Raw genomic sequence first — 25,559 nt, forward strand, 5'->3', positions numbered from 1 at the left:
CGGGCCCCGCCGGACGTCCCCCGGGCCCGGACGGGCCCCCGCCCGCACGCCCCGGCCGGTACCGGCCGCCGTAGGAAAGGACCCGCCCCCGTGATCGTCGTCGCCGGCGAGGCGCTGATCGACCTCGTTCCCAGCCAGCAGCCGTCCCCGGACGGCCCGTTGCCGGCGCTGCTGCCGCGGCGCGGCGGCGGGCCCTACAACACCGCGGTGGCGCTCGGACGGCTGGGCTCCCCCACCGCCTTCTGCTCCCGGGTCTCGACCGACGCCTTCGGGGCGTCGCTGCTGCACGGTCTGCACGACGGCGGCGTGGACACCTCGCTGGTGCAACGCGGCCCGGAGCCCACGACCCTGGCGGTGGCGGACGTCAGCGACGACGGCTCGGCCGGCTACGGCTTCTACGTGGAGGGCACCGCCGACCGGCTCTTCACCCTGCCCCCGGCGCTGCCCACGACGGTGCGGGCGCTCTCGCTGGGCACCTGCTCGCTGGTGCTGGAGCCGGGCGCCGGGGCGTACGAGGCGCTGTTGCGGCGGGAGGCCCGGCGCGGCGTCTTCACCGCGCTCGACCCCAACATCCGGCCGGGGTTGATCGTCGACCCGGACGCCTACCGGGCCCGCTTCCGCTCCTGGCTGCCGGACCTGGCGCTGCTGAAGCTGTCGGAGGAGGACGCGGCCTGGCTGGCCGGGGCGGGCGCCGACGGGGCCGACCGGGCGGCGGTGCTGGCGGCGGCCCGGGAGTGGCTGGCCGCCGGGCCGGCCGCGATCGTGGTCACCCACGGCGGCGACGGGTTGACGGCCGTGACGCGGGGCGGCGGGGAGGTGGCGGTGCCCGGCGAGCGGGTGCCCGTCGTCGACACCATCGGCGCCGGCGACACCGTCAACGCGGCGCTGCTGCACCGGCTGGACGGCCACGGCGCGCTGTCGTACGCGGCGCTGGGCGCGCTGCCCGCCGACGACTGGGCGGACATCTTGGGGTTCGCCGCCCGGGCGGCCGCCGTCACCTGCTCCCGGGCGGGCGCGGAGCCGCCGTTCGCCGCGGAACTGGCGGGCTGAGGCGCCCACGGGTCGACGGCCCGGCGCCCCGGCCGGGCGGTCGTGCGCAGCGCAGCGGGGGCGGAGCCCGGGAAGGGCTCCGCCCCCGCTGTGCGGTGGTGCGGCGTCAGGACGTCCGACGGGCCCGCGTCGTCGTCTTCTTGGCGGCCGTCTTCTTGGTCGCCGTCTTCTTGGCCGCGGTCTTCTTGGCCGTGGTCGCCGCGGTGCTCTTCTTGGCCGCGGTCTTCTTCGCCGCGGTCGAGGCCGTCACCGTCGCCTTCCCGGCCGCGTCGGCGGCCACCGCCTTCTTCTTCGCCGCGGTCTTGCGGGCGGCCGGCTTCCGGGGCCCGCCGGTGACCGGCGCCGCATCGCTGACCCGGTCGCCGAGGATGTCCCGCAGGAACTTGCCGGTGTGGCTGGCCGGGATCGCCGCGACCTCCTCGGGGGTGCCCTCGGCGACGACCATGCCACCGCCGTTGCCGCCCTCGGGGCCCATGTCGATGACCCAGTCCGCGGTCTTGATCACATCGAGGTTGTGCTCGATGACGATCACCGTGTTGCCCTTGTCGACCAGGCCGGACAGCACCTTGATGAGCTTGCTGATGTCCTCGAAGTGCAGGCCGGTGGTGGGCTCGTCGAGGACGTAGACGGTGCTGCCGGTGGAGCGCTTCTGGAGTTCGCTGGCGAGCTTGACCCGCTGCGCCTCACCGCCGGAGAGGGTCGGCGCGGACTGGCCGAGCCGGACGTAGCCGAGACCGACCTCGTTGAGCGTCTTGAGGTGACGGGCGATGGTCGGCACCGCCTCGAAGAAGCTCAGCGCCTCCTCGATCGGCATGTCCAGCACCTCGGCGATGGACTTGCCCTTGTAGTGGACCTCCAGCGTCTCGCGGTTGTAGCGCGCGCCGTGGCAGACCTCGCACGGGACGTAGACGTCCGGCAGGAAGTTCATCTCGATCTTGATGGTGCCGTCGCCGGAGCAGTTCTCGCAGCGGCCGCCCTTGACGTTGAAGGAGAAGCGGCCCGGCAGGTAGCCGCGGACCTTCGCCTCCATCGTCTCCGCGAAGAGCTTGCGGACGTGGTCGAAGACGCCGGTGTAGGTGGCCGGGTTGGAGCGCGGGGTCCGGCCGATCGGCGACTGGTCGACGTGCACCACCTTGTCGACGAGGTCGTCGCCGGCGACCCGGGTGTGGCGGCCGGGGACCGACTTGGCGCCGTTCAACTCGCGGGCGAGGTGGGTGTAGAGGATGTCGTTGACCAGCGTCGACTTGCCGGACCCGGAGACGCCGGTGACGGCGGAGAGCACTCCGAGCGGGAAGGAGACGTCGATGTCGCGGAGGTTGTTCTCCTTCGCGCCGTGGACGGTCAGCTGGCGGGACGGGTCGGTGGGACGGCGGACGTCCGGCGTCGCGATGGCCCGCTTGCCGGCGAGGTACTGGCCGGTGATCGAGTCCTTGTTGGCCAGCAGCTGCTTCATCGGGCCGCTGTGGACGACCTTGCCGCCGTGCTCACCGGCGCCCGGACCGATGTCGACCACCCAGTCCGCGACCTTGATGGTGTCCTCGTCGTGCTCCACCACGATCAGGGTGTTGCCCATGTCGCGCAGGCGGACCAGGGTCTCGATCAGGCGGTGGTTGTCGCGCTGGTGCAGGCCGATCGACGGCTCGTCGAGGACGTAGAGCACGCCCACCAGGCCGGAACCGATCTGCGTGGCGAGCCGGATGCGCTGGGCCTCGCCGCCGGACAGGGTGCCGGCCGCGCGGTTCAGCGAGAGGTAGTCCAGGCCGACGTCGACCAGGAACTTCAGCCGCTCGTTGACCTCCTTGAGGACCCGCTCGGCGATGGTCTTCTCGCGGGCGTTGAGCGTCATGGTGCGCAGGAAGTCGGCGCAGTCGCTGATCGACATGGCCGCGACCTCGGCGATCGACTTCTCCTGGACCGTGACGGCGAGCACGATCGGCTTGAGCCGGGTGCCCTCGCAGGTCGGACAGGGCACCTCGCGCATGTAGCCCTCGAAGCGCTCGCGGCTGCTGTCGCTCTCGGCCTCGCTGTGCCGGCGCTTGACGAACGGCACGGCGCCCTCGAAGGCGGTGGTGTAGGCGCGCTGGCGACCGTAGCGGTTGCGGTAGCGGACCTCGATCTGGGTCTTGTGGCCGTGCAGGAGGGCCTTCTTGGCGCGCTGCGGCAGCCCGGCCCACGGGATGTCGGTGCGGAAGCCCAGGGCGTCGGCGAGCGCGCCGACCAGACGACCGAAGTACTCCTTGGTGTGACCGCCGGACCAGGGGTGGATGGCGCCCTCGTCGAGGGAGCGCTCCTCGTCCGGGATGATCAGCTCCGGGTCGACCTCCATGCGGGTGCCGATGCCGGTGCAGTCCGGGCAGGCGCCGAACGGCGAGTTGAAGGAGAAGGAGCGGGGCTCCAGCTCCTCGAAGGAGAGGTCGTCGTGGGCGCAGTAGAGGTGCTCGGAGTACATCCGCTCGCGCTGCGGGTCGTCGGCGTCGAGGTCGACGAAGTCGAGGATGACCATGCCGCCGGAGAGCCCGAGGGCGGTCTCGACGGAGTCGGTCAGCCGGCGCTTGGCGCTCTCCTTGACCGTGAGGCGGTCGATGACCACCTCGATGGTGTGCTTCTCCTGCTTCTTGAGCGTCGGCGGCTCGGTGAGCTGGACGGTCTCGCCGTCGACCCGGGCGCGGCTGTAGCCCTTGGTCTGGAGGTCGGAGAAGAGGTCGACGAACTCACCCTTGCGCTCGCGCACCAACGGCGACAGCACCTGGAAGCGGCTGCCCTCGGGGAGCTCCAGGACCTTGTCGACGATGGCCTGGGGCGACTGCCGGGCGATCGGCCGCCCGCACTCCGGACAGTGCGGCTTGCCGATCCGGGCGAAGAGCAGGCGGAGGTAGTCGTAGACCTCGGTGATCGTGCCGACCGTCGAGCGCGGGTTGCGCGAGGTCGACTTCTGGTCGATCGAGACCGCGGGGGACAGGCCCTCGATGAAGTCCACATCGGGCTTGTCCATCTGCCCGAGGAACTGTCGGGCGTAGGAGGAGAGCGACTCGACGTAGCGGCGCTGCCCCTCGGCGAAGATCGTGTCGAAGGCGAGCGAGGACTTGCCCGACCCGGAGAGCCCCGTGAAGACGATGAGGGAATCGCGGGGGAGGTCGAGCGAGACGTTGCGGAGGTTGTGCTCGCGAGCGCCACGGACGATGAGACGGTCGGCCACGCCGGTCGGCACCTTTCTTGGAGGGGGCGGAAGCCACGGGCTGCGTCCGCCGCGCGGTGAGCGAGCAGAGGCGGCGGAGCGGAGCGGGCCCCCGACCAAGGGTATGGGGCCGTCGCGGCAGTGTCGTTGGGATGCCAGACACGAGCTTATAGCACGTGCATTCGATTTACGGGCCTCGCAAGCCCTCTTCACCCAAACGTGTGGCGGCCCCACAACCTTCCCACCGCGGTGACCAGCCGTTACGCCGTCCGGCGGGCGGCACCCCCGCACTCAGGACCGCTCCGGACCCCCGTCCGGCAGCGCCCGCGCCAGCACGTCGAACGTGTGCCGGATCACTGCTTCGTGCTCAACGGCCACCTCCTCCACGGGGTCACCCTCCAGTTGCCGGGTCACGACCTCCACGTAGAGCGTCCGCCAGGCCGCGACGATCATCGCGGCGGCGAGCCGGGCGTCCCGATCGGGCCGCGCGGGGTCGCCACCGGCCGCCTCGGCCAGCGCCCCGGCCAGCGCCGCCTCGATCTCCCCGGCCGCCTCGCGGGCCCGCGCCCGCAGCGAGGGCGCCGCCAGCACGGTGCGGAAGAAGCGCTCGAACCCCTCCCCCAGCCCGCCCAGCGGGTGCCGCCGCGTCAGCAGCTCCAGCGCCAGCCGACGCAGCGCGGCGAGCGGCGACTCCTCGGCGCCGCGCCCCCGCACCGCGCCGACGACCAGCTCCACGGCCTCGGGGATCCGGTCGAGGAGGAGGTCCTCCTTGCGCGGGAAGTAGTTGAAGACCGTCATCGTGGACACCCCGGCGGCGCGGGCGACCTCGGCGACGGCCACCTCGTCGAACCCCCGCTCCAGGAACAACGACGTCGCCTCCGCGGAGATCCGCTGCCGGGTGAGCCGCTTCTTCCGCTCGCGCAGGCCCAGCGTCCCGTCGTCCGGTGCGTCCCCCGCGTCGCGTCGCACCCCGCCCCGTTCCGCCACCGACTTCTCCTCCGTCACTCCCGCTCCTCTCATGCGAAAAATTGTAGCGGAAACAAATTTTTAGTGACTACACTCTTTCCCATGAAGCGAGACGCAGACGTAGTGGTGGCAGGGGGCGGCCCGGTGGGGCTGATGCTCGCCTGCGAACTGGCACTGGCGGACGTCCCGGTCGTCGTCCTGGAGCGACTGACCGAGGTGGACACCACGATCAAGGCGGGGGCCATCAACACCCCCAGCTCGGAGGCGCTCTACCGGCGCGGGCTGCTGCCGCAGCTGGTGGAGGTGCAGAAGGCCGGCCTGGCGAGGTTCGGTTCGTTCGTCCGGCAGCGGCAGGCGAGCGGGGCCGCCGTCACGGCGTCGGCCCCGAAGTTCGCCGGGCACTTCGCCGGCATCATGCTCCGCGGCGACCTGCTCGACGCCACGGACCCGGACTTCGCCGGCAGCGGACCGGCCGGCGACGTCGGCCTGGTCCCCCAGGAGGCACTGGAGCGGATCCTCGCCGAGCGCGCCGCCGAGCTGGGCGTCACGGTGCGCCGGGGCGTGACCCTCACCGGCTTCGACGCCGACGACGAGGGCGTGCACGTCCACACCTCACACGGCCCGCTGCGCGCCGGCTGGTTGGTGGGCTGCGACGGCGGGCGCAGCACCGTGCGCCGGCTCACCGGCATCCCGTTCCCCGGGACCGCCCCGACGATCACCGGCCACCAGGCCCTCGTGGAGATGACCGGGTCCGACGCGTTGGGGGCCGGCTGGAACTGGACCGGGACCGGGACGTACGCCCACGGGCCGGTGCCCGGCCGGATCCTCACCGTGGAGTTCGACGGGCCGCCCGCGGACCGCGAAGCCCCGGTCACCGCCGAGGAGTTGCAGACCGCGCTGCGGCGAGTCTCCGGCGTCGCGGACGTGACGGTCACCAAGGTGCACGCGGCGACCCGGTTCACCGACAACGCCCGGCAGGCGTCCACGTACCGCAGCGGCCGGGTGCTGCTGGCCGGCGACGCGGCCCACGTGCACTCGCCGTTCGGCGGCCAGGGACTCAACCTCGGGCTCGGCGACGCGGTGAACCTCGGCTGGAAGCTGGCCGCCACGGTGCACGGCTGGGCCCCGGAGGGGCTGTTGGACACCTACACCGCCGAGCGGCACCCGCTCGGCGCGTGGGTGCTGGACTGGACCCGGGCCCAAGTCGCCCTGATGCGGCCGGAACCGCACGCCGCGGCGCTGCGCGAGGTGATCGCCGAGCTGTCCGCGACGCCCGACGCCACCACCTTCTTCGTCAAGAAGATCTCCGGCGTCTGGCAGCGCTACGACCTGCCCGGTTCACACCCGTTGACCGGCCGCAGCGCCCCCGACCTGGAGCTGTCCGACGGCCACCGGCTCGCGGACCATCTGCACGACGGCCGGGGCCTGTTGCTCGACCTCGCCGACGATCCGGCGCTGCGCGGGCGCGCCGCCGGCCACCGCGACCGGGTGCGGACCCTGACGGTGCGCTGTCCGGACCGGCCCGACCTGGCCGGTCTGCTGCTGCGCCCGGACGGCTGCACCGCCTGGGCGGCCGACACCCCCGGCTCCTACGGGGAGTTGGACGCGGCACTGGCCCGGTGGTTCGGGGCACCCGCCGAGGTCCCGGCGGCCTAGGGCGTTTCCGAGCGCCCTAGGGGCGCGGAGCGGGCGGACGGTGGAGCAGGGGTGGCGACCCCGACCGCCCCTCTCGCGCCCTCATGCACCATCCGCGCCACCAGCACCACCCCGTGCTCACCGTCGAATGCCTCCGTACGACTCCCGGACCGGCCCGCCCGGCGCTAGCGTCGGGCCATGACCAACCCTCCTGATTTCCCGCGCCACGTGTCCGCCGTCCACGAGTCGACCGACCGGCTGCTGGTATCCCTGGGCAAGCTCGACGACGCCGCGATCGGCGAGCCGTCGCTGCTGCCCGGATGGACCCGGGGTCACGTCCTGGCCCACCTGGCCCGCAACGCCGACGCCCTGGTCAACCTCCTCACGTGGGCGCGGACCGGCGTCCGCACCCCGATGTACGCCAGCACCGCGGCCCGGGACGGCGACATCGAGCGCGACGCCGACCGTCCGCTGGCGGCCCACCTGGAGGACTTCCAGGAGAGCGCGGCCCGCTTCGAGGCGGCGGCGCAGGCCCTGCCCGAGGACCGCAGGGCGTACGAGGTCGAGATGCGCAACGGCGTCGTCGAGCGGGCCGACCGGCTCGCGCTGCGCCGGCTGGCCGAGGTCGAACTGCACCACGTCGACCTGGGCGTCGGGTACGCCGTCGAACAGCTGCCGCCGGCCTTCGTGGACAGCGAGTTGGACTTCCTCACCCAGATCAAGTTCGCCGGACACCCGGACCTGCCCGCGCTGGAGCTGCGGGCCGACGACGGCCGTCGGTGGCGCACCGGGCGCCGGGACGCCCCCGACGGCGCGCCGGCCGCCGCGGTCGTGGTCGGCGGGGCGCCGACGGACCTGGTCGGCTGGCTGACCGGCCGGTCCGACGGCGGCCAGCTGGACACCCCCGGCGCGACGCTGCCGGTCATCCCGCCGCTCTAGAGTTGGTGCCATGACCTACAGCGGAGCAGTGAAGGTCGGCGGACCGGCCGACGTGCACGAGCTGACCGACCTGATGATCTCGAAGGTCGCGGTCGGTCCGACGGACAACAACGCGTACGTGCTGCGGTGCCGCGCGACCGACGAGCAGTTGCTGATCGACGCGGCCGCCGAGCCGCACACGCTCCTGACCCTGATCGGCGACGGCGGCCTGGCCTCCGTGGTCACCACGCACCAGCACGGCGACCACTGGGGCGCGTTGCGCGAGGTCGTCGACGCCACCGGCGCCCGGACGTACGCGGGGCGCCACGACGCCGAGGGCATCCCCGTGCCCACGGACGTCCCGGTCGAGGACGGCGACACGATCACCGTCGGCCGGGTGCGGTTGACCGCGCGTCATCTGGTCGGGCACACCCCGGGCAGCATCGCGCTGGTCTACGACGACCCGCACGGCCACCCGCACGTCTTCACCGGGGACTGCCTCTTCCCGGGCGGGGTCGGCAACACCTGGGGCAGTGCCGAACGGTTCGCCAGCCTGCTCGACGACGTGCGGACCAAGCTCTTCGACCGGCTGCCGGACGAGACGTGGGTCTATCCGGGGCACGGCGGCGACACCACGCTCGGTGCCGAGCGGCCGCACCTCGCCGAGTGGCGGGAGCGCGGCTGGTAACGACCGCGCGCCCGGCACCGGGCCCGGTGGGTGTTCTCCGCCCACCGGGCCCGTGCCGTTCTCCGCGGCGCCTACGGGCGGGGGTGCGCCCCGGCCCCGTCGGCGTCCGCCGTGGCCTCCTCGGCCGCGGCCTGGCGCCGGGAGGCCCGCAGGCTGGTCACCGTCGTGACGGCCAGCACCGCGCAGATCACGCCCAGGGAGACCGGGATGCTGATCTCCGGGACGGGCACCCCGGACTCGTGCAGGGCGTGCAGCACCAGCTTCACGCCGATGAACCCGAGGATCACCGACAGGCCGTAGGAGAGGTGGACCAGCTTCTTGAGCAGTCCGCCGAGCAGGAAGTACAGCTGCCGCAGGCCCATCAGGGCGAAGGCGTTGGCCGTGAAGACGATGTACGGGTCCTGGGTCAGGCCGAAGATCGCCGGGATCGAGTCCAGGGCGAAGAGGACGTCGGTGGTGCCGATCGCCAGCATGACGATCAGCATCGGGGTCATCAGTCGCCGGCCGTTCTCGACGACGAACAGCTTGGTCCCGTGGTACTGGTCGGTGGACGGGAAGCGCCGCTCGACCGCCTTCAGGAAGCGGTTCTCCTCGAACTCCTCGTCCTCCTGGTCGCCCCGCGCCTCCTGGATGAGCTTCCAGGCGGTCCAGATGAGGAACGCCCCGAAGAGGTAGAAGACCCAGGAGAAGTTGGCGATGATCGCCGCGCCCGCGCCGATGAAACCGGCCCGCAGCACCAGGGCGATCAGCACCCCGACCAACAGCACCCGCTGCTGGTAGACGGCCGGCACCGCGAACTTGCTCATGATCAGGACGAAGACGAAGAGGTTGTCGACGCTGAGCGACTTCTCGGTGATGAAGCCCGCGAAGAACTCGCCGGCCGGCGCGCCCCCGCCGAAGACCAGCAGGCCGAGCCCGAACAGCACGGCCAGCGCCATCCAGACACCGGTCCAGATGCCGGCCTCCTTGAGGGACACCTCATGGGGCTTGCGCCCGCCGATGAAGAAGTCAACGGCGATCAGGGCGCCCAGACCGAGGATGGTCAGCACCCACAGATTCAGGGAAACGTCCACTGCTCCTCCGGCAGAGTCGTACGGCACTCACAGCGTCGTTGCTGCCGGGGATTTCTGCACCCCTTCCACAGAAGGGTAAAGCAAGTTCATTAAATGGCAAAGGAAAGGCTAAAAGTGCTGGTGGGGAGCGGTTTACCGAACGGTTGACGGGGCTGGTGGGCGTCAGCCCGGCTCCGGATCCGCGGCCGGTCGGGCCGCCGCGACACGGTCCAGCGCCCGGCGGAGCACCTCACTGCGCCGGGGCGCGAGCGGCGGCGCGTACGTCCAGGCGTGGCCGACCCACGGGTCGGCGAGATGGACGTCCGGCACCGGCGTGAGCCGCAACAGGGCACGCCAGAGCGGGTCCAGGACCGGCCCGAACTCCCGGGCCCGCTCCCGGTCGGCGACCATCATCAGATGGACCCCGACCGCCGGGCCCTCGTCGGCGAGGTAGCGCAGTTGGTTCAGCCCGCGGTCGTCGAAGCCGTGCGGGAAGTCGTGGACGATCAGCAGTTGCTCGGCCGGGTCCAGTTCCGGCGGCAGGGCCTCCGTCGCGCGGTGCCGCACCGCCATCTGGAGGAGGTCGACCCGCCGGGTCAGCGCCTCCAGCACCGCGGCCACGCCCGGGGCGCCGGTGGCCGGGGAGGCGGGCAGCAGGCCGCTCTCCCGCAGCGGGGCGAGCGCCGGGCCGGCCGCGCCGGCGGGGTCGACGACCTGGACCGCGAACGCGCCCGGCGGATGGGCGGCGAGCAGCCGGGCGGCGACCGCCACGGCGGTCTCCAGGGCCAGCCGCCCCAGCGCGGCCTCGTCGGGCACCGCGTCGGTGAGCGCACCGCCCAGCTCCCGGCGGGCGAACTCCCGCTCCGGGTCGTACCCGGCGCGCGGGTACGGACCGGGGCCGCTGTCGATCCACAGTCCGCGCTCCAGCGGGAGCCGGACGAGCATCGGGATGCGCAGACCGGGGGCCTCCGGGAGGTGCAGATCGCCCAGCCGCACCGCCATCGGGTGCTGTTGGGGGACCTCGTAGCCCTGCCACACCGGGTTGTCCCAACGGGCCAGGGCGGGCGGCAGCGCCGGCTCCACCACCGCCGACTCCGCGATCAGCTGGGCGAGGTCGCGGTCGAGGACGGCGCGGGCCCGGTCGACCAGGTCGGTGTGCCGGTCCCGGGCGGCGGCCCGGGTCGCCTCGGCCGCACCGCCCAGCCGGGTGGCGGGGTCGGCGAGCGCCTCGTCGAGCTCGCGCTCCAGGCGGGAGGCGGCGAAACCGGTGGCGCTGCGATACGCCGCGACCGACCGGGCCAGGTCCTCGAACATGCCGCGGACCTGGTTGTAGAGCCGCTCCTCCATGCTCCAGCCGTTGGCGTCGCCGGCGACCGGTGCGGTCGGGACGCCGGGGCCGCCGGCGGGCGCAGGCGGGCCGGACGCGGACGGGGCGGACGCCGTCGCGCCCCCGGGCCCCGGGGCGGGCGCGGGCGCGGTGGAGCGTCCGGGATGGCGGTAGTCGACCCGATCGCCGGAGGGCGGGGCGTCGGGGCCCGCGGCCGGGGCGCCGGGGGTGCGTTCGGCCGCCGGCCGCTCCAGGTGGTGCGCCGCCACCGGGTCGGGCGCCGATGCCACCGGTGCGCGGCCGGGTCCGGCCGCCGCTTCGATCTCGGCGGCCAGCTCCGCGGCCCGCGGCAGTCCCTGGTCGCGCAACAGCTCCGGCAGTCCGCCGGCGTAGCCCTGGCCGACCGCGCGGATCCGCCAGGCGCCCCGACGCCGGTACAGCTCCAGGGCGACCAGTGCGGATTCGGGGCCGAGGCCGGTGACGGCGTAGGCCGCGAGGGGGGCGCCGTCGGCCCGCGCCACGACGAGCGAGGGCGCGGCCGCGGCACCGAAGGCAGCGGGCGCACCGGGCCCGCCCGGCAACGCGAGCAGCACGCTCAGCCGGTGCACCGCGGCGGGCACCGCGTCGAGGTCGACCGCGATGCGTTGCTCGGCGGCCGCCTCGGAGGGCACCTCGACGCCGGGCCGACGCCGGGCGCCCGGATGGACCACCGACTCGGCGCCCGCCAGCCGGCCCTGCTCGTCACCGAGCGCGACCCCGACCAGGACGGGCCCGTCGGCCGCGATCCGGATCTCCACACGGGTGCCGTCCAGTGGGTGGTTCTGCCCCCGGACCAGCTCCGCCGTCATCGTCGTCCCCTTGTGTGTCGTGGCAGGTCGGGTGGGATGCCGGGTGCGTGTCGGACCCGGTCGCTCATCGGTGCTGCGGCTGCGGCGCCTACGGGTGCGGGCGGCTCGCCGGCGGCGGCTCCGGGGCCGGGTCCGGGGCCGGGTCTGCGAAGGTGCGGTCGACGGCGAGGGCGTCGAGGACGGGGGCGTCGACGGCGGGGGCGTCGAGGGCGGTCAGCCGGCGGTCGGCGGTCGCACGGCCCGCCGCGCGGACGACCCGTGCGGCGCCACCGATGGCCTGCCGCGTGGACGCGTTGACCGACACCCGCCGTCCCCTCCTCGCCCGTCCGCGTCCGCCGCGCCGGCGAACTCTGCCGACCCTACGCACCCGGGCGGGGCGGAGCACGCCGGATCCCGCCGCCTGTGGCGGATCCGCAACACACCGGGGCACCGCCTCGGAACGCTCCGCCCGCCCGCCGTCGCCCCCGGTGGGCACGGCGGGCACGGTCACGCACCCCCGCTACCGCAGTCCGGCCTCCTTCATCTGCCGCAGCTCCTTCTTCAGCTCGCTGACCTCGTCCCGCAGCCGGGCGGCGACCTCGAACTGCAGCTCTGCCGCGGCCGCCCGCATCCGCTCCGTCAGCTCCTCGATGGTGTCGGCGAGTTCGGCCGCGGGCCGGTCCGTGAGGACCTCGCCGCCCTTGCCGCCCTTGCCCTTGGCGACCTTGCCCGCCTTGCCGGCCTTCCCCCCGAGCGACGGGACCGGCGCCTTGGCCTTGCCATCCTTGTCGCCGGACTTGCGGTAGCCGCTGCCCAGCAGCTCCTGGGTGTCGATCTCCTCGCGGGCCAGGGTGGCGACGATGTCGCCGATCTTCTTGCGGAGCGGCTGCGGGTCGATGCCGTTCTCCTTGTTGTACGCCAGTTGCTTCTCCCGGCGGCGATTGGTCTCGTCGATGGCCTTCTCCATCGCCGCGGTGATCTTGTCGGCGTACATGTGCACCTGGCCGGAGACGTTGCGGGCCGCCCGGCCGATGGTCTGGATCAGCGAGGTGCCGGAGCGCAGGAAGCCCTCCTTGTCGGCGTCGAGGATGGCCACCAGGGAGACCTCCGGCAGGTCCAGGCCCTCCCGGAGCAGGTTGATGCCGACCAGCACGTCGTACTCGCCCGAACGCAGCTCGCGCAGCAGCTCCACGCGCCGCAGGGTGTCGACGTCGCTGTGCAGGTAGCGGACCTGGATGCCGAGTTCGAGGAAGTAGTCGGTGAGGTCCTCGGCCATCTTCTTGGTGAGGGTGGTGACCAGGACGCGCTCGTCCTTCTCGGTGCGCTTGCGGATCTCGTGCACCAGGTCGTCGATCTGCCCGTCCGTGGGCTTGACCACCACTTCCGGATCGACCAGGCCGGTCGGCCGGATGATCTGCTCGACGAAGCCGTCGCTGCGGGAGAGTTCGTACGGGCCGGGTGTCGCGGAGAGGTACACGGTCTGGCCGACCCGCCCCAGGAACTCCTCCCACTTCAGCGGCCGGTTGTCCAGCGCGGACGGGAGCCGGAAGCCGTGGTCGACGAGGGTGCGCTTGCGGGAGGCGTCGCCCTCGTACATGGCGCCGATCTGCGGGACGGTGACGTGCGACTCGTCGATGACCAGCAGGAAGTCCTCGGGGAAGTAGTCGAGGAGGGTGTTGGGCGCCGAGCCGGGCTCGCGGTCGTCCATGTGCATCGAGTAGTTCTCGATGCCGGAGCAGGAGCCGATCTGCCGCATCATCTCGATGTCGTACGTGGTGCGCATCCGCAGCCGCTGGGCCTCCAGCAGCTTGCCCTGCTTCTCCAGGGTGGCGAGCCGGTCCGCCAACTCGGCCTCGATCCCGGCGACGGCCTTCTCCATGCGCTCGGGGCCGGCGACGTAGTGGCTGGCGGGGAAGACGTAGAGCTGCTGGTCCTCGCTGATCACCTCGCCGGTGAGCGGGTGCAGGGTGGACAGCGCCTCGATCTCGTCGCCGAACATCTCGATCCGGACGGCCAGCTCCTCGTAGACCGGGAAGATCTCGATGGTGTCGCCGCGGACCCGGAAGGTGCCCCGGGTGAACGCCAGGTCGTTGCGGGTGTACTGAATCTCGACGAAGCGGCGCAGCAGCTGGTCCCGGTCGAGCTCGTCGCCGACCCTGAGCGGCACCATCCGGTCGACGTACTCCTGGGGCGTACCCAGGCCGTAGATGCAGGACACGGAGGCGACGACGATCACGTCCCGCCGGGTGAGCAGGGAGTTCGTCGCGGAGTGGCGCAGCCGTTCGACCTCCTCGTTGATGGAGGAGTCCTTCTCGATGTACGTATCGGACTGCGGGACGTACGCCTCTGGCTGGTAGTAGTCGTAGTACGAGACGAAGTACTCGACGGCGTTGTTGGGCAGCAGTTCGCGGAATTCGTTGGCGAGCTGGGCCGCGAGGGTCTTGTTGGGCGCCATCACCAGCGTCGGGCGCTGGAGCTTCTCGATCATCCACGCGGTGGTCGCCGACTTGCCGGTACCCGTGGCACCCAGCAGGACGACGTCCTTCTCACCGCCGCGGATGCGCCGGTCGAGCTCGGCGATGGCCGCCGGCTGGTCGCCGTTGGGTTGGTAGGAGCTGACGACCTCGAAGGGCGCCACCGTGCGTTCGATCTTCGAAACGGGCCGCATGGGATCCACCGTACGACCCGCCACTGACAATCGGTGCCGCACAGGGGCTGACCTGCGGTTTCCTGCGGGGTGCCGAGCGGTGGGCGAGCAGTCCGGTCGCCTGGGCGCCGCCGGCGCTCCGCCGGTTCGCGCGGGTCGTCCTGGCCGGGGCCGGGCGCGTCGCGGCCAGCCGGAAAGGTATGCCCGGGGCGCGGGCGGCAAAAACGGTCACACATACGAGGGGTGACTCGCCGTCGGCCGAGATGCGCAGAAGCCGCTGCTCCGGCAAGTTGGACGACGTCGGGACGTACGCCTGCTGCACGGCCATTCCGGGCATCCTGCACCTGCGACGCTCCGCACGGAACACGGCCATTTCCCGTTCAGCGCCCGGCCACCGCACGTCCCTCTCCCCCTCCGGCCCGGCTGCGAGCCTCCGTCTGACCGTCCTCCCCGTTCACCTCACCCCACCTCACCTCACGTCAGTCCACCCTCACGACGTCACGAGGAGTCCGTATGCGTATTCGCCCCGTCGCTGCCCTCGCCGGTGCGCTCTTGGGTCTGTCCGCGCTCGTCCTCCCCGCCAGCGGCGCCCAGGCCGCGGCCCACGAGCATCCCCCCGTGGTGGTCGGCCACCGCGGCGCCGCGGCGTACGCGCCCGAGAACACGCTCGCGTCGGTCGACGCGGCGCACCGGCTCGGCATCACCTGGGTGGAGAACGACGTCCAGCGCACCAAGGACGGCCAGCTGGTCGTCCTGCACGACACCTCGTTGGCGCGGACGACCAACGTCAAGAAGGTCTTCCCGGACCGCTCCCCGTGGAACGTCGGCGACTTCACGCTCCGGGAGATCGAGAAGCTGGACGCCGGCAGCTGGTACGACGCGAAGTTCAAGGGCGAGCGGGTGCCGACCCTCGAGGACTACCTCGACGAGGTCGAGCACAACGGCCAGCGGCTGCTGATGGAGCTGAAGAACCCCGAGCTCTACCCCGGGATCGAACGGCAGGCCCTCCGGGAGCTGCGCCACGACGGCTGGCTGAACGGCGCGCACGTCAAGAGCCGGCTGATCGTCCAGAGCTTCAACGCCGACGCGATCAAGAAGGTCCACCGCCTGGAGCCGGCGATCAAGACGGGCTTCCTCGGGAACCCCTCGGTCACCGACCTGCCCAAGTACGCCGCGTACTGCGACCAGATCAACCCGCCCCACACGGCCGTCACCCGGGCGTACGTGGACGCCGTGCACGCGCTGCGCGGCCCGCACCACCGGCGACTGGAGCTCTACACCTGGACCGTCGACGACGCCAAGGCCGCGGTCGGCTCCGCCGGCCTGGGCGTCGACGGCGTCATCAGCAACAAGCCGGACGTGGTGCGCGAGGCCCTGGCCGACGGGGACGACTGACCCTCGGGCGCGGCGGGGAGCGGGGCCGGCGGGGGCCGCCCGGTCCGCTCCCCGCCGCGTTGTCGGTGGCCGGACCTACCCTTGGACCCGTGACGAACCCAGAGCACGGCCCAGGACCCGCCACGGCACCGGACGCCGCCCCGCAGGCGGGCCGTCCGCCCCGCCGCGACTGGGCCTGGACGCGCCTCGGGACCCCGATCGGCCCGCTGCTGCTCGCCGCGACCCGCGAGGGCCTGGTCCAGGTCGTCTTCCACGCCGACGAGCGGGTGACCCGGCGGGCGCTGGCCCGGCTGGAAGGCGCCTTCGGCGGGCCGCCGCTGCCGGAGCTGCCGCACCTGGCGACGGCCGCCGCCGAGCTCTCCCGCTACTTCTCCGGTGCGCTGCACGCCTTCACCGTCCCGCTGGACTGGTCGCTGTCCGGCGGCTTCAACGCCCGGGTGCTGCACGTCCTGGCCGACGGCGTGCCGTACGGCAGCGTGGTGGGCTACCAGGACCTCGCGGACCGCGTCGGGGAGCCGGGTGCGGCCCGGGCGGTGGGCGCCGCCATGGGCTCCAATCCGCTCCCGGTGGTCGTGCCCTGCCACCGGGTGGTGGCCAGCGACGGCGGGATCGGCGGTTTCGGCGGCGGCCTGGAGGCCAAGCGGCTGCTGCTGGCCCTGGAGGGCGTGCTGCCCGCTCCCCTGTTCTGAGCCCCGCCGGGCCGCGGCCCGGCCGCCTCCCCGTCCGCCCCTCGTGCCCGCCGCCGGCCGGCACCGTTCCGAAGGATCGCGCATGCCCCGCCAGATCGCCCTGCTCCGCGGCATCAACGTCGGAGGCCACAACGCCTTCCCCAAGGCCCGTCAGCTGGAGCTGGCCCGCTCCCTGGGGTTCGAGGAGGTCTCCGTCCTGCTGCAGACGGGCAACCTCGTCTTCGCCGACCCGGGGACGGCGCCGGCGGAGACCGCCCGGCGGATCGAGGAGCGGATCGCGGCCGAGCTGGGCCTGTCGGTGCCGGTGCTCGTGCGGACCAGGGACGAACTGGCCGCCACCGTCGCCGGGAACCCGTTCCCGCTCGCCGTCCCGGAGCCCAAGACCCTGCACGTGACGTTCCTGTCGCAGGTGCCGACCGACACGGCCCGGCTGGACGCGCTCGATCACGACGCGTACGCACCGGACCGGTTCCGGCTGGTGGGCCGCGACCTGTACCTGTGGTGTCCGCAGGGCATCGGGCGTTCCAAGCTGGCCGAGGCGGTCGGCCGGGCCCGACTCGGGGTGACGGCCACGGCGCGCAACTGGAACACCGTCACCAAGCTGCTGGCGCTGGCCGACGCCTGATCCGCCGCCCGCTGCGCCCGGGGTCGGCTCCCGCCCCCGGGCGGACGGCCGGCGTCACCGCCAGCCGTGGAGCTCCCGCAGCCGGTTGGCGACGAGGTTGAAGCGGCCCCGGTCCAGCGCGCACGCCTCGCGCCGCATCCCGTCCGCGTGGACCCGCAACACCCGGTCCGCGGCCACCCAGGAGTCCCGCCCGGCGCGGTCCCAGGGACCCGCGCCGATCGCCACCCAGTCCCGCTCGTCGCTGTGGCGCTTGCTCGACAGCTGCACGGCCAGCAGCGTCCCGGTCGCTTCCCGGGCCACGACCAGCACCGGTCGGTCCTTGCCGCGCCCGTCGTTCTCCTCGAACGGCACCCAGGTCCAGACGATCTCGCCGGGGTCGGGGTCCCCGTCCGGGTCGGGGGCGTAGGACATCGCCACGGCTCCGACGGCGCGCGGCGGGATCTCCGCGGTCGCGGTGGGTCCCTGGCTGCCGGGCAGGGGTGGTTGCGGTGCTGCTGCGTCGAACGAGGTCGTCATCCCCCGCACGCTACCGGCCGCGGTGAACGCGCCGTCGGGCGGCCCGCGTTCGGCCGTCTCCGGTCGATTGTCAGTGGCCGGCCGTACGGTTTTTGAGAGCGGGGCGGTCGCGGGGGCTGCCCGGGAGGGATCGCCATGACCGAGAACACGAAGCGCGGCACACCGGCCCAAGGAGGCTTCCCCGGGCGGGAGTTGTCGAGGGGTGCGGGACGGCGCGCCGGGGTCGGGGCCGGCCCCGACGGGCCCGTTCGCCGGGCGGGCGTCCGGTGGGCCGCCCGCTCAGTCCGTGGTGCCGCTCCACGCCGGTCGGCGGGGATCGTCGGCCCGCACGACGACGTCCGCGGCCTCCTCGGGCCGGGTCTCGGCCTCGTAGCGGGCGAACGCCGGCAGGGTCCATTGCTGGTCCTGCGGAGTGCGGCGGGCGAGCGCACCCGGCGACAGCTTCAGGTGCACGGCGAGGTCGAGCGGGAACCACTGCCCGAGCAGCAGCGGGCCGTGCAGCAACAGCACGCCGCCGGGCGGCAGTTGTACGTAGGCGCTGCGGGTCGCCCGGTCCGCCACCGGGTCCCAGAGGTCCGGGAGCACCCGCCCGGTGCCGCCCGGTTCCAACGGCTGGAACACCTCGCGCCACAGGGCCCGCCGGTCGAACCACTCGTCGTGGTAGGCGTCCGAGTCCTCCCGGCCGTACTCCAGGCGCAGCGAAGCGGGCCGCAGAAAGCCCTGGGCGCCGACCTCGTGCACCGCCCGCCCCCGGAGCCGGAGCGCCTCGGCGAGCCGCCCGGCGAGGGCGCCGGGGGCGGCGGCGGGAGCCCCGTCGACCGCCACCCGCAGCCAGGGGCTCCCGTCGTGCGCCGTCAGCCCGTCGACGCGCCCGGCGAGCGCGTCGGTGAGCCGTTCCCAGGTGATCGCTTCGAGCCGCACCCGGCCATTCTGCCGCGGCGGCCGGTGCGCGGCGCCCGGGATCAGCGGGGCTGCGGTCCGCCGGGCGGGATGCCGTGGATGCCACCGGAGATCACGCCGGCCTGCACCACCACCCCGCTCGCAGTTCCGCTGAGGGTGTTGTTGACGTCCCGCACAGTGGCCTGGGCCTGCTGCGGGGGCGCCACCTCGTCGAGCAGTTGGCGCAGTTCGGCCGCCGCGGCCGGATCCTCGGCGAGCAGCCGCCGCAGCCGGGCCTTCCAGATCACGGCCATCCCTGGGGCCACGTCCTCGTCGCCGTCCTGCTGGGCGGCGACGACGTCGGCGCGCGCCTGGTCCAGTTCGCGTTCGACCTCCGCCTCCTCCTCCGCGCCGCGGCGCCGGGCCAGCAGGGCCGCCATCCGCCGGCGGACCGCGGCCCAACCGTCGGTCGCCATCTGCTGCACCAACGTCGTCGCCCCGGACGCCGCGAGCGCCACCAGTTCCGCTTCCATCGGACCCCCTCGTCCCTCACGCGCGTCGTGTCGCGCCTGGTGCCACGGTAGAGAGGCGAGCCGCCTCGTGCACAGTCACGCGCCCCGGCGTCGCCGGGGTTCCCCGTCAGGCGTCCGTGCCCGGCCGGGCCGCCCCGTGGCGGCTGAGTACGGCCGCCGCCTCCTTGGTGGCCTCGATGACGTCGTCGGGGGCCTTCGGCATCACGGTCTTCTGCTTGAGCAGCAGCACCGCGCCCATGATGGCCCCGTCCCACATGATCGGTGCGGCACAGGAGTTCCAGCCGGCCATGCACTCCTCGTATCCGAGCGCGTGGCCGAGGTCGCGGACCTCGGCGAGGGAGGCCAGCAGCGCGGCGTTGTCCCGGTAGACGCCGGGCCCGGCCTGGTCGGGGACCGGTTCGGCGAGCACCCGCTGCTGGAGGACCTCCGGGAGGTAGGCGAGGATGGTCCGCCCGGAGGCGCCGGTGCGCAGGGAGCGGGTGACGGACAGCACGTCCCGTGGTGTCATGCCGAGTTCGGCCAGGTCGGAGTCGCCGACGGCCATGTCGACGCACTGCCGCTGCGCGCCCGAGAACGGCGCCACCATGTACAGGAAGACCAGCCCGTTCCCGGTCGCCTCGCGCAGGTCGCTCAGGACCGTCTGCGCCCCGTCGAGGCGGTGGTCGAGCGCGGTGAAGGCGAGTTGGGCGGCCGAGGTCCGCAGCCGATAGAGGCCGCGGTCCACCCGTTCGAAGATCCGCTGGTAGATGCCGGACTGCAGGATCCGGTAGACGACCGAGTCGTCCAGGCCGGTGAACTCCGCGATCTCACCGGGCCCGTGGGCGTGCCCGCCCAGCTCGGCGAAGGCCGTCTGGACGAGGAAGACCCGCTCGGCATGGCCGGATCCGTGCGTCCGGGAGCCGGCGGCGGCCGTGCTCCGGCGTGCCTGGCCGGTGTGCTGCGCGGCCTCCGGAGCCGTGGACTGCGACGCTGCGGTGCGATGGCCCATCGTGTGCTCTCCTCCCTGGCGGTGCTCCGCGCCCGAAGGCGCACGGCGTGTGTGGTGCGGGGCGACCGGCCCCCGGCGCCTTCGGCGTCAGCGGGTGACGTCGAGGGCGAGCTTGCCGGTCGGGGTGCGGGCGGCGAGGTCGTGGTGCGCCTGCGCCGCCTCCCCGAGCGCGTAGGTGGCGCCGGTCAGCGTGGTCAGGGAACCGTCGGCGACGGCGTCGAACAGCGCCCGCATGGACGTCGGCAGGGCGGTGCGGTCCCCGTAGAGCTGGGGCAGCCAGAAGCCCGAGACGGTGAGGGAGCGCTCCATCAGCTCGCGGGTGGACACGTCCGCCAACTCGCCGCCGGCGAAGCCGTAGACGGCGAGTCGACCGCGCGGTGCGACGGCCGCCAGGGTGCGGGCGAAGGTGGCGCCGCCGGTCATCTCCAAGGCGGTCTCGACGGGGCCGCCGGCGGCGTCCAGGATGCGCTCCGTGAGGTCCTCGGCGGTGGAGTCGACCACGGCGTGCGCGCCCATTTCCAGAGCCAGTTGGCGCTTGGCCGCGGAGCCGGCGAGGCCGATGACCTTGGCGCCGGCCCGGGCCGCGAGCTGGACGGCCAGCGTGCCGACGCCGCCCGCCGCGGCCGGGACGACGACCCTCTCGCCCTTGGTCAGGCGCAGTGCGGTGAACAGCAGGTGCCAGGCGCTGTTGCCCTGGAGGGCCAGCGCGACCGCCTGCTCGTCGCTGACGGCGTCGGGGACGTCCCAGGTGACCCGGCGGTGCAGCAGCGTCCGCTCGGCGTAGCCGCCACCGCGGGTGAGTCCGACGACCCGTCGGCCGTCGATCGTGCCGACGACTTCGTTGCCGGGTATGTAGGGCAGGTCGACCGGGGCGAGGTAGGTGTCCCCGCGGACGTGCACGTCCGCGTAGTTGACGCCGGCCAGGGTCACCTCGACGCGTGCGTGCCCGGCGCGCGGGGTCGGCTCGGGCGCGTCCTCCAACCGGAGCACGTCCGGGCCGCCGAATTCTCGCATGACGATCGCGCGCACGACTCTCCCTCGGGTTCTCCGGTGCGGTGCCCGCACAGGGTAGGCACGGCACCGGACGGCTCGCCGCTCCCCGATCATTTCGCGCCAACCCTCCGGACGCTCGAGGAGCAGCGCTCACAGCCGCACCCTCGATTCGTGGGAGATTTCTCGCGTCGCGAGAAAAGTTCGATGCCGTTTCTCACTATTGATGCCGTTTGGTGGTGATCTACCGGGCAGTACAGGTCGGGTGGCTCCCACGCATCGCTCACTCTCCGTCGGCTACCGGAAGTGATCGACGCCGCCTACGATCCGGACGTGTGTCCGCCGTTGACCTAAGGCGACGGCCACGTCCTCAAGGGCAGCGCACAGCATGCGAGGCAGCGGTGCCGGCCCGGCCCGCCCGGAGTCCCGGGCGGGGAGTGGCGGAGGGCGGGGTCCGAACCGCGGTCGGGCGGGCACGGCCTGAGGGGGAATCATGATGGGGAAATCGGGGGGCGGCAGGCCGGCGTTCGCGCCGGCCTGCCGGGACCTACAACGCGCTCTGCCTCTTCCGCCGGCACCTCTGCGCATCCTGCGAACCGCGTCTGCTTCCCTGCCGTCGCTGACGGCGCGGGTCACCGCCGCCACCGACGCCGTCATCGCCGCCGCGCGCCGTCACTCCCGGCCCCACACCGCTCCGCCCTTTCTGGACGTGGCCGGGCCCCGCCGGGGACCCGCGCGCCACCGCCGAGAAAGGGACCGCTCATGAACGCGTCGAGCAGCACGAGCAGCGCCGGGCTCCAGTTCACGCACCCGTACCTCGCCGTGGTGCTCGGCGGCGGCTTCACGGGCATGCTCGCCGCCGCGGCGCTGTCCGCGCACGCCGATGTGATCGTCGTGGAGCGGGAACGACTGCCGCGGACCCCCGCGCTGCCCAGCGACCTTCCGCAGCCCCGGCACACCCACCTCCTGGCGGCGGACGGCGCCCGGGTCATCGAGGACCTGCTGCCCGGCACCGTCGCACGATGGCTGGCCGAGGGCGCCCACCGCCTCGTGGTGCCGTCGGAGAACGGTCCGCTGCGCCCCGGCCGTTCGGCCCGCACGCAGCACGTGTTCACCTGCTCCCGCGATCTGCTCGACCGGGTCGTCCGCGGCCAGGTGCCGGCGCTCCCCGGGGTGTCGGTCCTCGACGGCACGGAGGCGGAACGGTTGACCGGTACCGCCGAACACGTCACCGGGGTGTGGGTCAGGGGCACCACCGGCGGTGAAACGTACCGCCTGGACGCCGATCTCGTGGTGGACGCCACCGGCCGTTCCTCCACCACCCCGGACCGGCTGGCGGCGCTGGGGCTGCCCGCCGCGCCGGAGGACGTCCGGGACTCCGGGATCGTCTGCGCCACCCGCATCTTCCGCGCGCCGGCCGGGTCCCGGAACTGCCCAGTGATCACCGGCCGTTCGGACCGCCGGCCGGCCGGCGACGCCGCCGCGCACGGCACTCCGCTCCCGCCCGCCCGGACCGCGACGCTGGTCCCGATCGAGGGCGGGCGTTGGCTGGTCACGCTCACCGGCGGCGGCACCGGCGCCGAGCCGCCGTCCGAACGCGCCGACCGCTTCGCGCCGTTCGCCCACCGCATCCACCCGGTCATCGGGGACCTCGTCGCCGAGGCCGAGCCGCTGAGCGAGGTGCGGCTGACCCGGGACACCTCCAGCCGCCGCCACCGCTACGAGCGGCTCCGCAACTGGCCCACCGGGTTCCTCGCCCTCGGCGGCGCGGTGGCCTCGGTCAATCCGGACTTCGGCCAGGGACTGTCCCTCGCCGCCCATGGTGCGGCCGAACTGCGCGCCGCGCTGCGACGGTACGGCCTGGACGAGCCCGCGCTGGCCCGCAGGGTGCAGCGGGCCGTCGGCGGTCTCGTCGACGGGCCGTGGGCGCTGGCCGCCGGCGAGGAGCCTCCGCGGCCCCCGCGCCCGGGCGCCTCCCGGCCGTCGCTGGCCACCCGTTTCGTGCGCGGCGCGCTCGACGGGGTGCGCGACCCGGCCGCCGGCCTGCCGCCGGTCTGCCGCGCCTACGTGGACGTGGTCCGGCCCGCCGTCCCGGTGACCCGCCTGCCGCAGGCGTGGACCCAGCAACCGGCGTCCGCCGCGCCCCCGTCCGCGGGGCGCGCACCGGGCGCCGATGCCCCGGACGTGCCGTCCGCGCTGCCGTCCCGGTGCGCCCCTTCGGCGACCGCCGCACTCACCACGGCGCCGGTCCCGGCCGCACCGAGCGCACCCGGACTCGAACGGGCGCTCCGCCGGCTGCCCCGCTCGCTCGGTTTCGACCCCGCGTCGTTGCGGTTGGGCCGGTTCAACGGCGGCCGGCGGCGGCCCGGGGACGCCTGAGGCCCGGCCCTGGACCGGGCACGGCATCGGCCCTGAAATACGGTGGCTGCCGGGCACACGTCCGATCGCCGGTGGCAGACCGCCGGAGACGTCACCACCAGGGGGTTGCAGATAACGGTGATGCGCGCTAGCACCACGCTGACCGCGAGCCGCGAGCCGCGAGCCGCGAGCCGCGAGCCGCGAGCCGCGAGCCGCGAGCCGCGAGCCGCGAGCCGCGAGCCGCGAGCCGGGCAGGGCAGGGCAGGGCAGGGCGGAGCGGACGGCGTCGAGGGGGGTGCGGCCGGCTCGCCCGCGGCTGCGGCGGACAGCACGCACGGGCTGCTCCCCCCGCTGCGCGTGCCGGTGGGGACGGACCCCGAACGATGGCAGACGTTCCGCGGCGAGCGGTTGGTGGTCGCCGTCGCCCGCACCGTCACCTCGACCGTGCGGGTCCTCGACGTCCTGCGCCCCGTCCTGCGCGATGACCCACGGGTCCACCTGGTCTTCGCGTTCGACCCCACCTCGGCGTTCAACGACGGCGTGCACGCCCTGCTCCGCTCGGTCGGCGCCCGGGTGCTGCCCTGGCACCAGTTCGCCCGGACCGACCCCGACCTGATCGTCACGGCGACCGAGAACGCCGACCTCACCACCGCGCACCACACCTGCCCGGTGCTGGTCCTGCCGCACGGCGTCGGCTTCCACAAGGTCGTTCCGGACGCGCGCAGCGACCGCGACCGGCTGGCCGGCGTCGTCCCGGAAGCGCTGCTGCGCAGTGGTCGCGCCCGACTGGCAATCTCCCACCCGGACCAGGCGGCCCAACTCACCGCCGCCCATCCGGCCACCGCCGGCCGCACCCTGCTCGTCGGCGACCCGTGCTACGACGCGCTCCTCGGCGGGCGGGCCCTGCGCGCGACGTACCGTGCGGCGCTCGGCATCACCGACGGGCGCCGGCTGGTCATGATCAGCTCGACCTGGCGCGACCGCTCGGTCCTGGGCCGGGACCCCGCCCTGCCGGCCCGCCTGCTCGCCGAACTCCCCCTGGACGACTACGCCGTCGCCCTGGTCACCCACCCCAACATCACCTCCGCCCACGGCGGTTACGCCCTCCGTTCGCACCTCGGCTCCGCGCACGACGCCGGGCTGTTGACCATTCCGCCGACCGCCGGCTGGCAGGCCACGCTCCTCGCCGCCGACCTGCTGATCGGCGACCACGGATCGGTCACCTTCTACGGCGCGGCGCTCGGCACGCCCCTGCTGCTCGGGGCGTTCAGCGACGAGGAGGCCGTCGCCGGCACCCCCATGGCGGAGCTGGGCCGGATCGCCCCGCGGCTGCAACTCGACGCACCGCTGCGACCGCAGGTCGAGCGGGCACTGGGCCTGGGACGAGGGGCCGCCGACGACACGCTGGAACGGCTGCGCAAGGTCGGGGAGAGCGCCTTCGCCGCGCCCGGCCGCGCCCTGACACGACTGCGCACCGCCGTCTACGACCTCCTGCACCTCCCGGAGCCCGAGAACGGCGCGCCGCTCCCGCTCCACGCCCCAGAGCCGCCCGTCCCGCAGGACCGCCCGGAAGCGACCACGGCCTGTTACGTCCGCACCTCCCTCGTCGAGGATTCCCCGGGTTCCGCCAGGCGTTCGGGGCCTTTCACTGCATCGGGTTCATGGGGTGCGCAGGGTTCGCCGGGCTCGCCGGGCGCTTCGGGCCCCTCGGTGCCTTCGCCCGCCGAGGGGTCTCCGGGGTGGGGCGGTTCCGGGGAGACCGAGGGCCCCCGGATAGCGGTGGAGCGCATCCCGGCCGCCGTAGTCGCCTTCTCGTCGCCTTCCACCGCCCCGTCCGCGGTCGGCACCGGAATGCCCCAGGGCGACGCCCCCGACGGCTCGTTCCGCCACTTGTCCTGTGCGGATGACGAGTGGGACCGGCGGTGGCCGGAGAGCGCGTCCGTCCTCGTGCGCCGGGCCACGGCCGACACCGCCGTGGCCGCCGACCGGTGGATCGACGACACCCTCGCCCGCTACCCCGGCTGCCTCCTCGCCGCGGCGACCGTCACCGGTCGCGGCTGCCGGGTCGGACTGCGCGACGGCCGCACGGTCGAGGTGTCGGCCACCGGAACGCCGCACGAGGCCGCCGTCCTGGCGGCCGCCGTCTACGCCTGCGTACGCGCCCGCCGCCCGCTCGCGGGCTTCGCCACCCTCGCGCTGGGCGACCGCACCGAGGACGTGGAACTCCGCCCCGCCCGCCGGGCGAGCCAACCGCGCCCGACGGACTGACGGGCCAACGGGCGCGCACGTCCACGGCGGCGT

General features: G+C 73.9%; 20 protein-coding genes. 9 read left to right on the top strand and 11 right to left on the bottom strand.

What is annotated here, in order from left to right; translation table 11 throughout:
* Window positions 1-90: 90 nt before the first annotated feature.
* Window positions 91-1,050 carry a carbohydrate kinase family protein gene (locus tag ABD385_RS04700; protein ID WP_344573656.1) on the top strand — a complete coding sequence of 320 codons (960 nt, stop codon included), beginning with the start codon at window positions 91-93 and terminating at the stop codon, window positions 1,048-1,050.
* A gap of 106 nt (window positions 1,051-1,156) precedes the next feature.
* Here the strand turns inward: ABD385_RS04700 and uvrA are convergent, their stop codons facing one another.
* Window positions 1,157-4,246 (bottom strand): excinuclease ABC subunit UvrA, encoded by a 3,090-nt coding sequence (gene uvrA, locus ABD385_RS04705; RefSeq protein ID WP_344573657.1) that lies wholly within the window; start codon window positions 4,244-4,246, stop codon window positions 1,157-1,159.
* Window positions 4,247-4,516: 270 nt separating this feature from the next.
* A complete protein-coding gene (locus ABD385_RS04710; protein WP_344573658.1) occupies window positions 4,517-5,245 on the bottom strand; it encodes a TetR/AcrR family transcriptional regulator in 729 nt (242 codons plus the stop codon).
* Between the two features lie 48 nt (window positions 5,246-5,293).
* Between ABD385_RS04710 and ABD385_RS04715 the strand changes: the two genes are divergently transcribed.
* The 3 genes from ABD385_RS04715 to ABD385_RS04725 all read left to right on the top strand — a co-directional run bounded on the left by ABD385_RS04715 (window position 5,294) and on the right by ABD385_RS04725 (window position 8,432).
* Window positions 5,294-6,847, top strand: coding sequence for an FAD-dependent oxidoreductase (locus ABD385_RS04715; protein WP_344573659.1), 1,554 nt, complete (start codon window positions 5,294-5,296; stop codon window positions 6,845-6,847).
* 177 nt (window positions 6,848-7,024) lie between these two features.
* On the top strand, window positions 7,025-7,765 hold the full coding sequence (locus ABD385_RS04720) for a maleylpyruvate isomerase family mycothiol-dependent enzyme (protein ID WP_344573660.1): 741 nt from the start codon (window positions 7,025-7,027) through the stop codon (window positions 7,763-7,765).
* Between the two features lie 10 nt (window positions 7,766-7,775).
* On the top strand, window positions 7,776-8,432 hold the full coding sequence (locus ABD385_RS04725; protein ID WP_344573661.1) for an MBL fold metallo-hydrolase: 657 nt from the start codon (window positions 7,776-7,778) through the stop codon (window positions 8,430-8,432).
* Window positions 8,433-8,503: 71 nt separating this feature from the next.
* Here ABD385_RS04725 and ABD385_RS04730 read toward each other — a convergent pair whose 3' ends face one another.
* The 4 genes from ABD385_RS04730 to uvrB form a co-directional block, all read right to left on the bottom strand.
* Window positions 8,504-9,505, bottom strand: a complete 1,002-nt coding sequence (locus tag ABD385_RS04730; RefSeq protein WP_344573662.1) for a TerC family protein — start codon at window positions 9,503-9,505, stop codon at window positions 8,504-8,506.
* 162 nt (window positions 9,506-9,667) lie between these two features.
* Window positions 9,668-11,659 (bottom strand): TerD family protein, encoded by a 1,992-nt coding sequence (locus ABD385_RS04735; RefSeq protein WP_344573663.1) that lies wholly within the window; start codon window positions 11,657-11,659, stop codon window positions 9,668-9,670.
* A gap of 88 nt (window positions 11,660-11,747) precedes the next feature.
* The gene (locus ABD385_RS04740; RefSeq protein WP_344573664.1) at window positions 11,748-11,963 is read right to left on the bottom strand and encodes a hypothetical protein; all 216 of its coding nucleotides are present in this window, start codon (window positions 11,961-11,963) and stop codon (window positions 11,748-11,750) included.
* 195 nt (window positions 11,964-12,158) lie between these two features.
* Window positions 12,159-14,306, bottom strand: a complete 2,148-nt coding sequence (gene uvrB / locus ABD385_RS04745) for an excinuclease ABC subunit UvrB (protein WP_344573665.1) — start codon at window positions 14,304-14,306, stop codon at window positions 12,159-12,161.
* Between the two features lie 492 nt (window positions 14,307-14,798).
* On the opposite strand from uvrB, the gene ABD385_RS04750 reads away from it, so the two are divergent.
* The 3 genes from ABD385_RS04750 (at window position 14,799) to ABD385_RS04760 (ending at window position 16,994) form a co-directional block, all read left to right on the top strand.
* Window positions 14,799-15,680 carry a glycerophosphodiester phosphodiesterase gene (locus ABD385_RS04750; RefSeq protein WP_344573666.1) on the top strand — a complete coding sequence of 294 codons (882 nt, stop codon included), beginning with the start codon at window positions 14,799-14,801 and terminating at the stop codon, window positions 15,678-15,680.
* 89 nt (window positions 15,681-15,769) lie between these two features.
* The gene (locus ABD385_RS04755; RefSeq protein WP_344573667.1) at window positions 15,770-16,369 is read left to right on the top strand and encodes a methylated-DNA--[protein]-cysteine S-methyltransferase; all 600 of its coding nucleotides are present in this window, start codon (window positions 15,770-15,772) and stop codon (window positions 16,367-16,369) included.
* An 82-nt stretch (window positions 16,370-16,451) separates the two neighbouring features.
* Window positions 16,452-16,994, top strand: a complete 543-nt coding sequence (locus tag ABD385_RS04760; protein WP_344573668.1) for a DUF1697 domain-containing protein — start codon at window positions 16,452-16,454, stop codon at window positions 16,992-16,994.
* A gap of 54 nt (window positions 16,995-17,048) precedes the next feature.
* Here ABD385_RS04760 and ABD385_RS04765 read toward each other — a convergent pair whose 3' ends face one another.
* From ABD385_RS04765 to ABD385_RS04785, 5 genes are all read right to left on the bottom strand, one after another.
* Window positions 17,049-17,510: a type II toxin-antitoxin system PemK/MazF family toxin gene (locus tag ABD385_RS04765; RefSeq protein WP_344573669.1), complete on the bottom strand. Its 462-nt coding sequence runs from the start codon at window positions 17,508-17,510 to the stop codon at window positions 17,049-17,051.
* Window positions 17,511-17,789: 279 nt separating this feature from the next.
* Window positions 17,790-18,431 (bottom strand): nucleoside/nucleotide kinase family protein, encoded by a 642-nt coding sequence (locus tag ABD385_RS04770; RefSeq protein WP_344573670.1) that lies wholly within the window; start codon window positions 18,429-18,431, stop codon window positions 17,790-17,792.
* A gap of 41 nt (window positions 18,432-18,472) precedes the next feature.
* Window positions 18,473-18,922, bottom strand: coding sequence for a hypothetical protein (locus ABD385_RS04775; protein ID WP_344573671.1), 450 nt, complete (start codon window positions 18,920-18,922; stop codon window positions 18,473-18,475).
* 106 nt (window positions 18,923-19,028) lie between these two features.
* Complete coding sequence (locus tag ABD385_RS04780; RefSeq protein ID WP_344573672.1) at window positions 19,029-19,910, bottom strand: IclR family transcriptional regulator domain-containing protein; 882 nt, start codon at window positions 19,908-19,910, stop codon at window positions 19,029-19,031.
* Window positions 19,911-19,997: 87 nt separating this feature from the next.
* Window positions 19,998-20,939, bottom strand: coding sequence for a quinone oxidoreductase family protein (locus tag ABD385_RS04785; protein ID WP_344573673.1), 942 nt, complete (start codon window positions 20,937-20,939; stop codon window positions 19,998-20,000).
* 723 nt (window positions 20,940-21,662) lie between these two features.
* Between ABD385_RS04785 and ABD385_RS04790 the strand changes: the two genes are divergently transcribed.
* Window positions 21,663-23,279, top strand: a complete 1,617-nt coding sequence (locus ABD385_RS04790) for an FAD-dependent monooxygenase (protein WP_344573674.1) — start codon at window positions 21,663-21,665, stop codon at window positions 23,277-23,279.
* Between the two features lie 120 nt (window positions 23,280-23,399).
* The gene (locus ABD385_RS04795) at window positions 23,400-25,526 is read left to right on the top strand and encodes a CDP-glycerol glycerophosphotransferase family protein (RefSeq protein WP_344573675.1); all 2,127 of its coding nucleotides are present in this window, start codon (window positions 23,400-23,402) and stop codon (window positions 25,524-25,526) included.
* The last annotated feature ends 33 nt before the right edge of the window (window positions 25,527-25,559 follow it).

Origin of the sequence: Streptomyces lunalinharesii, from assembly GCF_039532155.1 — a bacterium.
GTDB lineage: Bacteria > Actinomycetota > Actinomycetes > Streptomycetales > Streptomycetaceae > Streptomyces > Streptomyces lunalinharesii.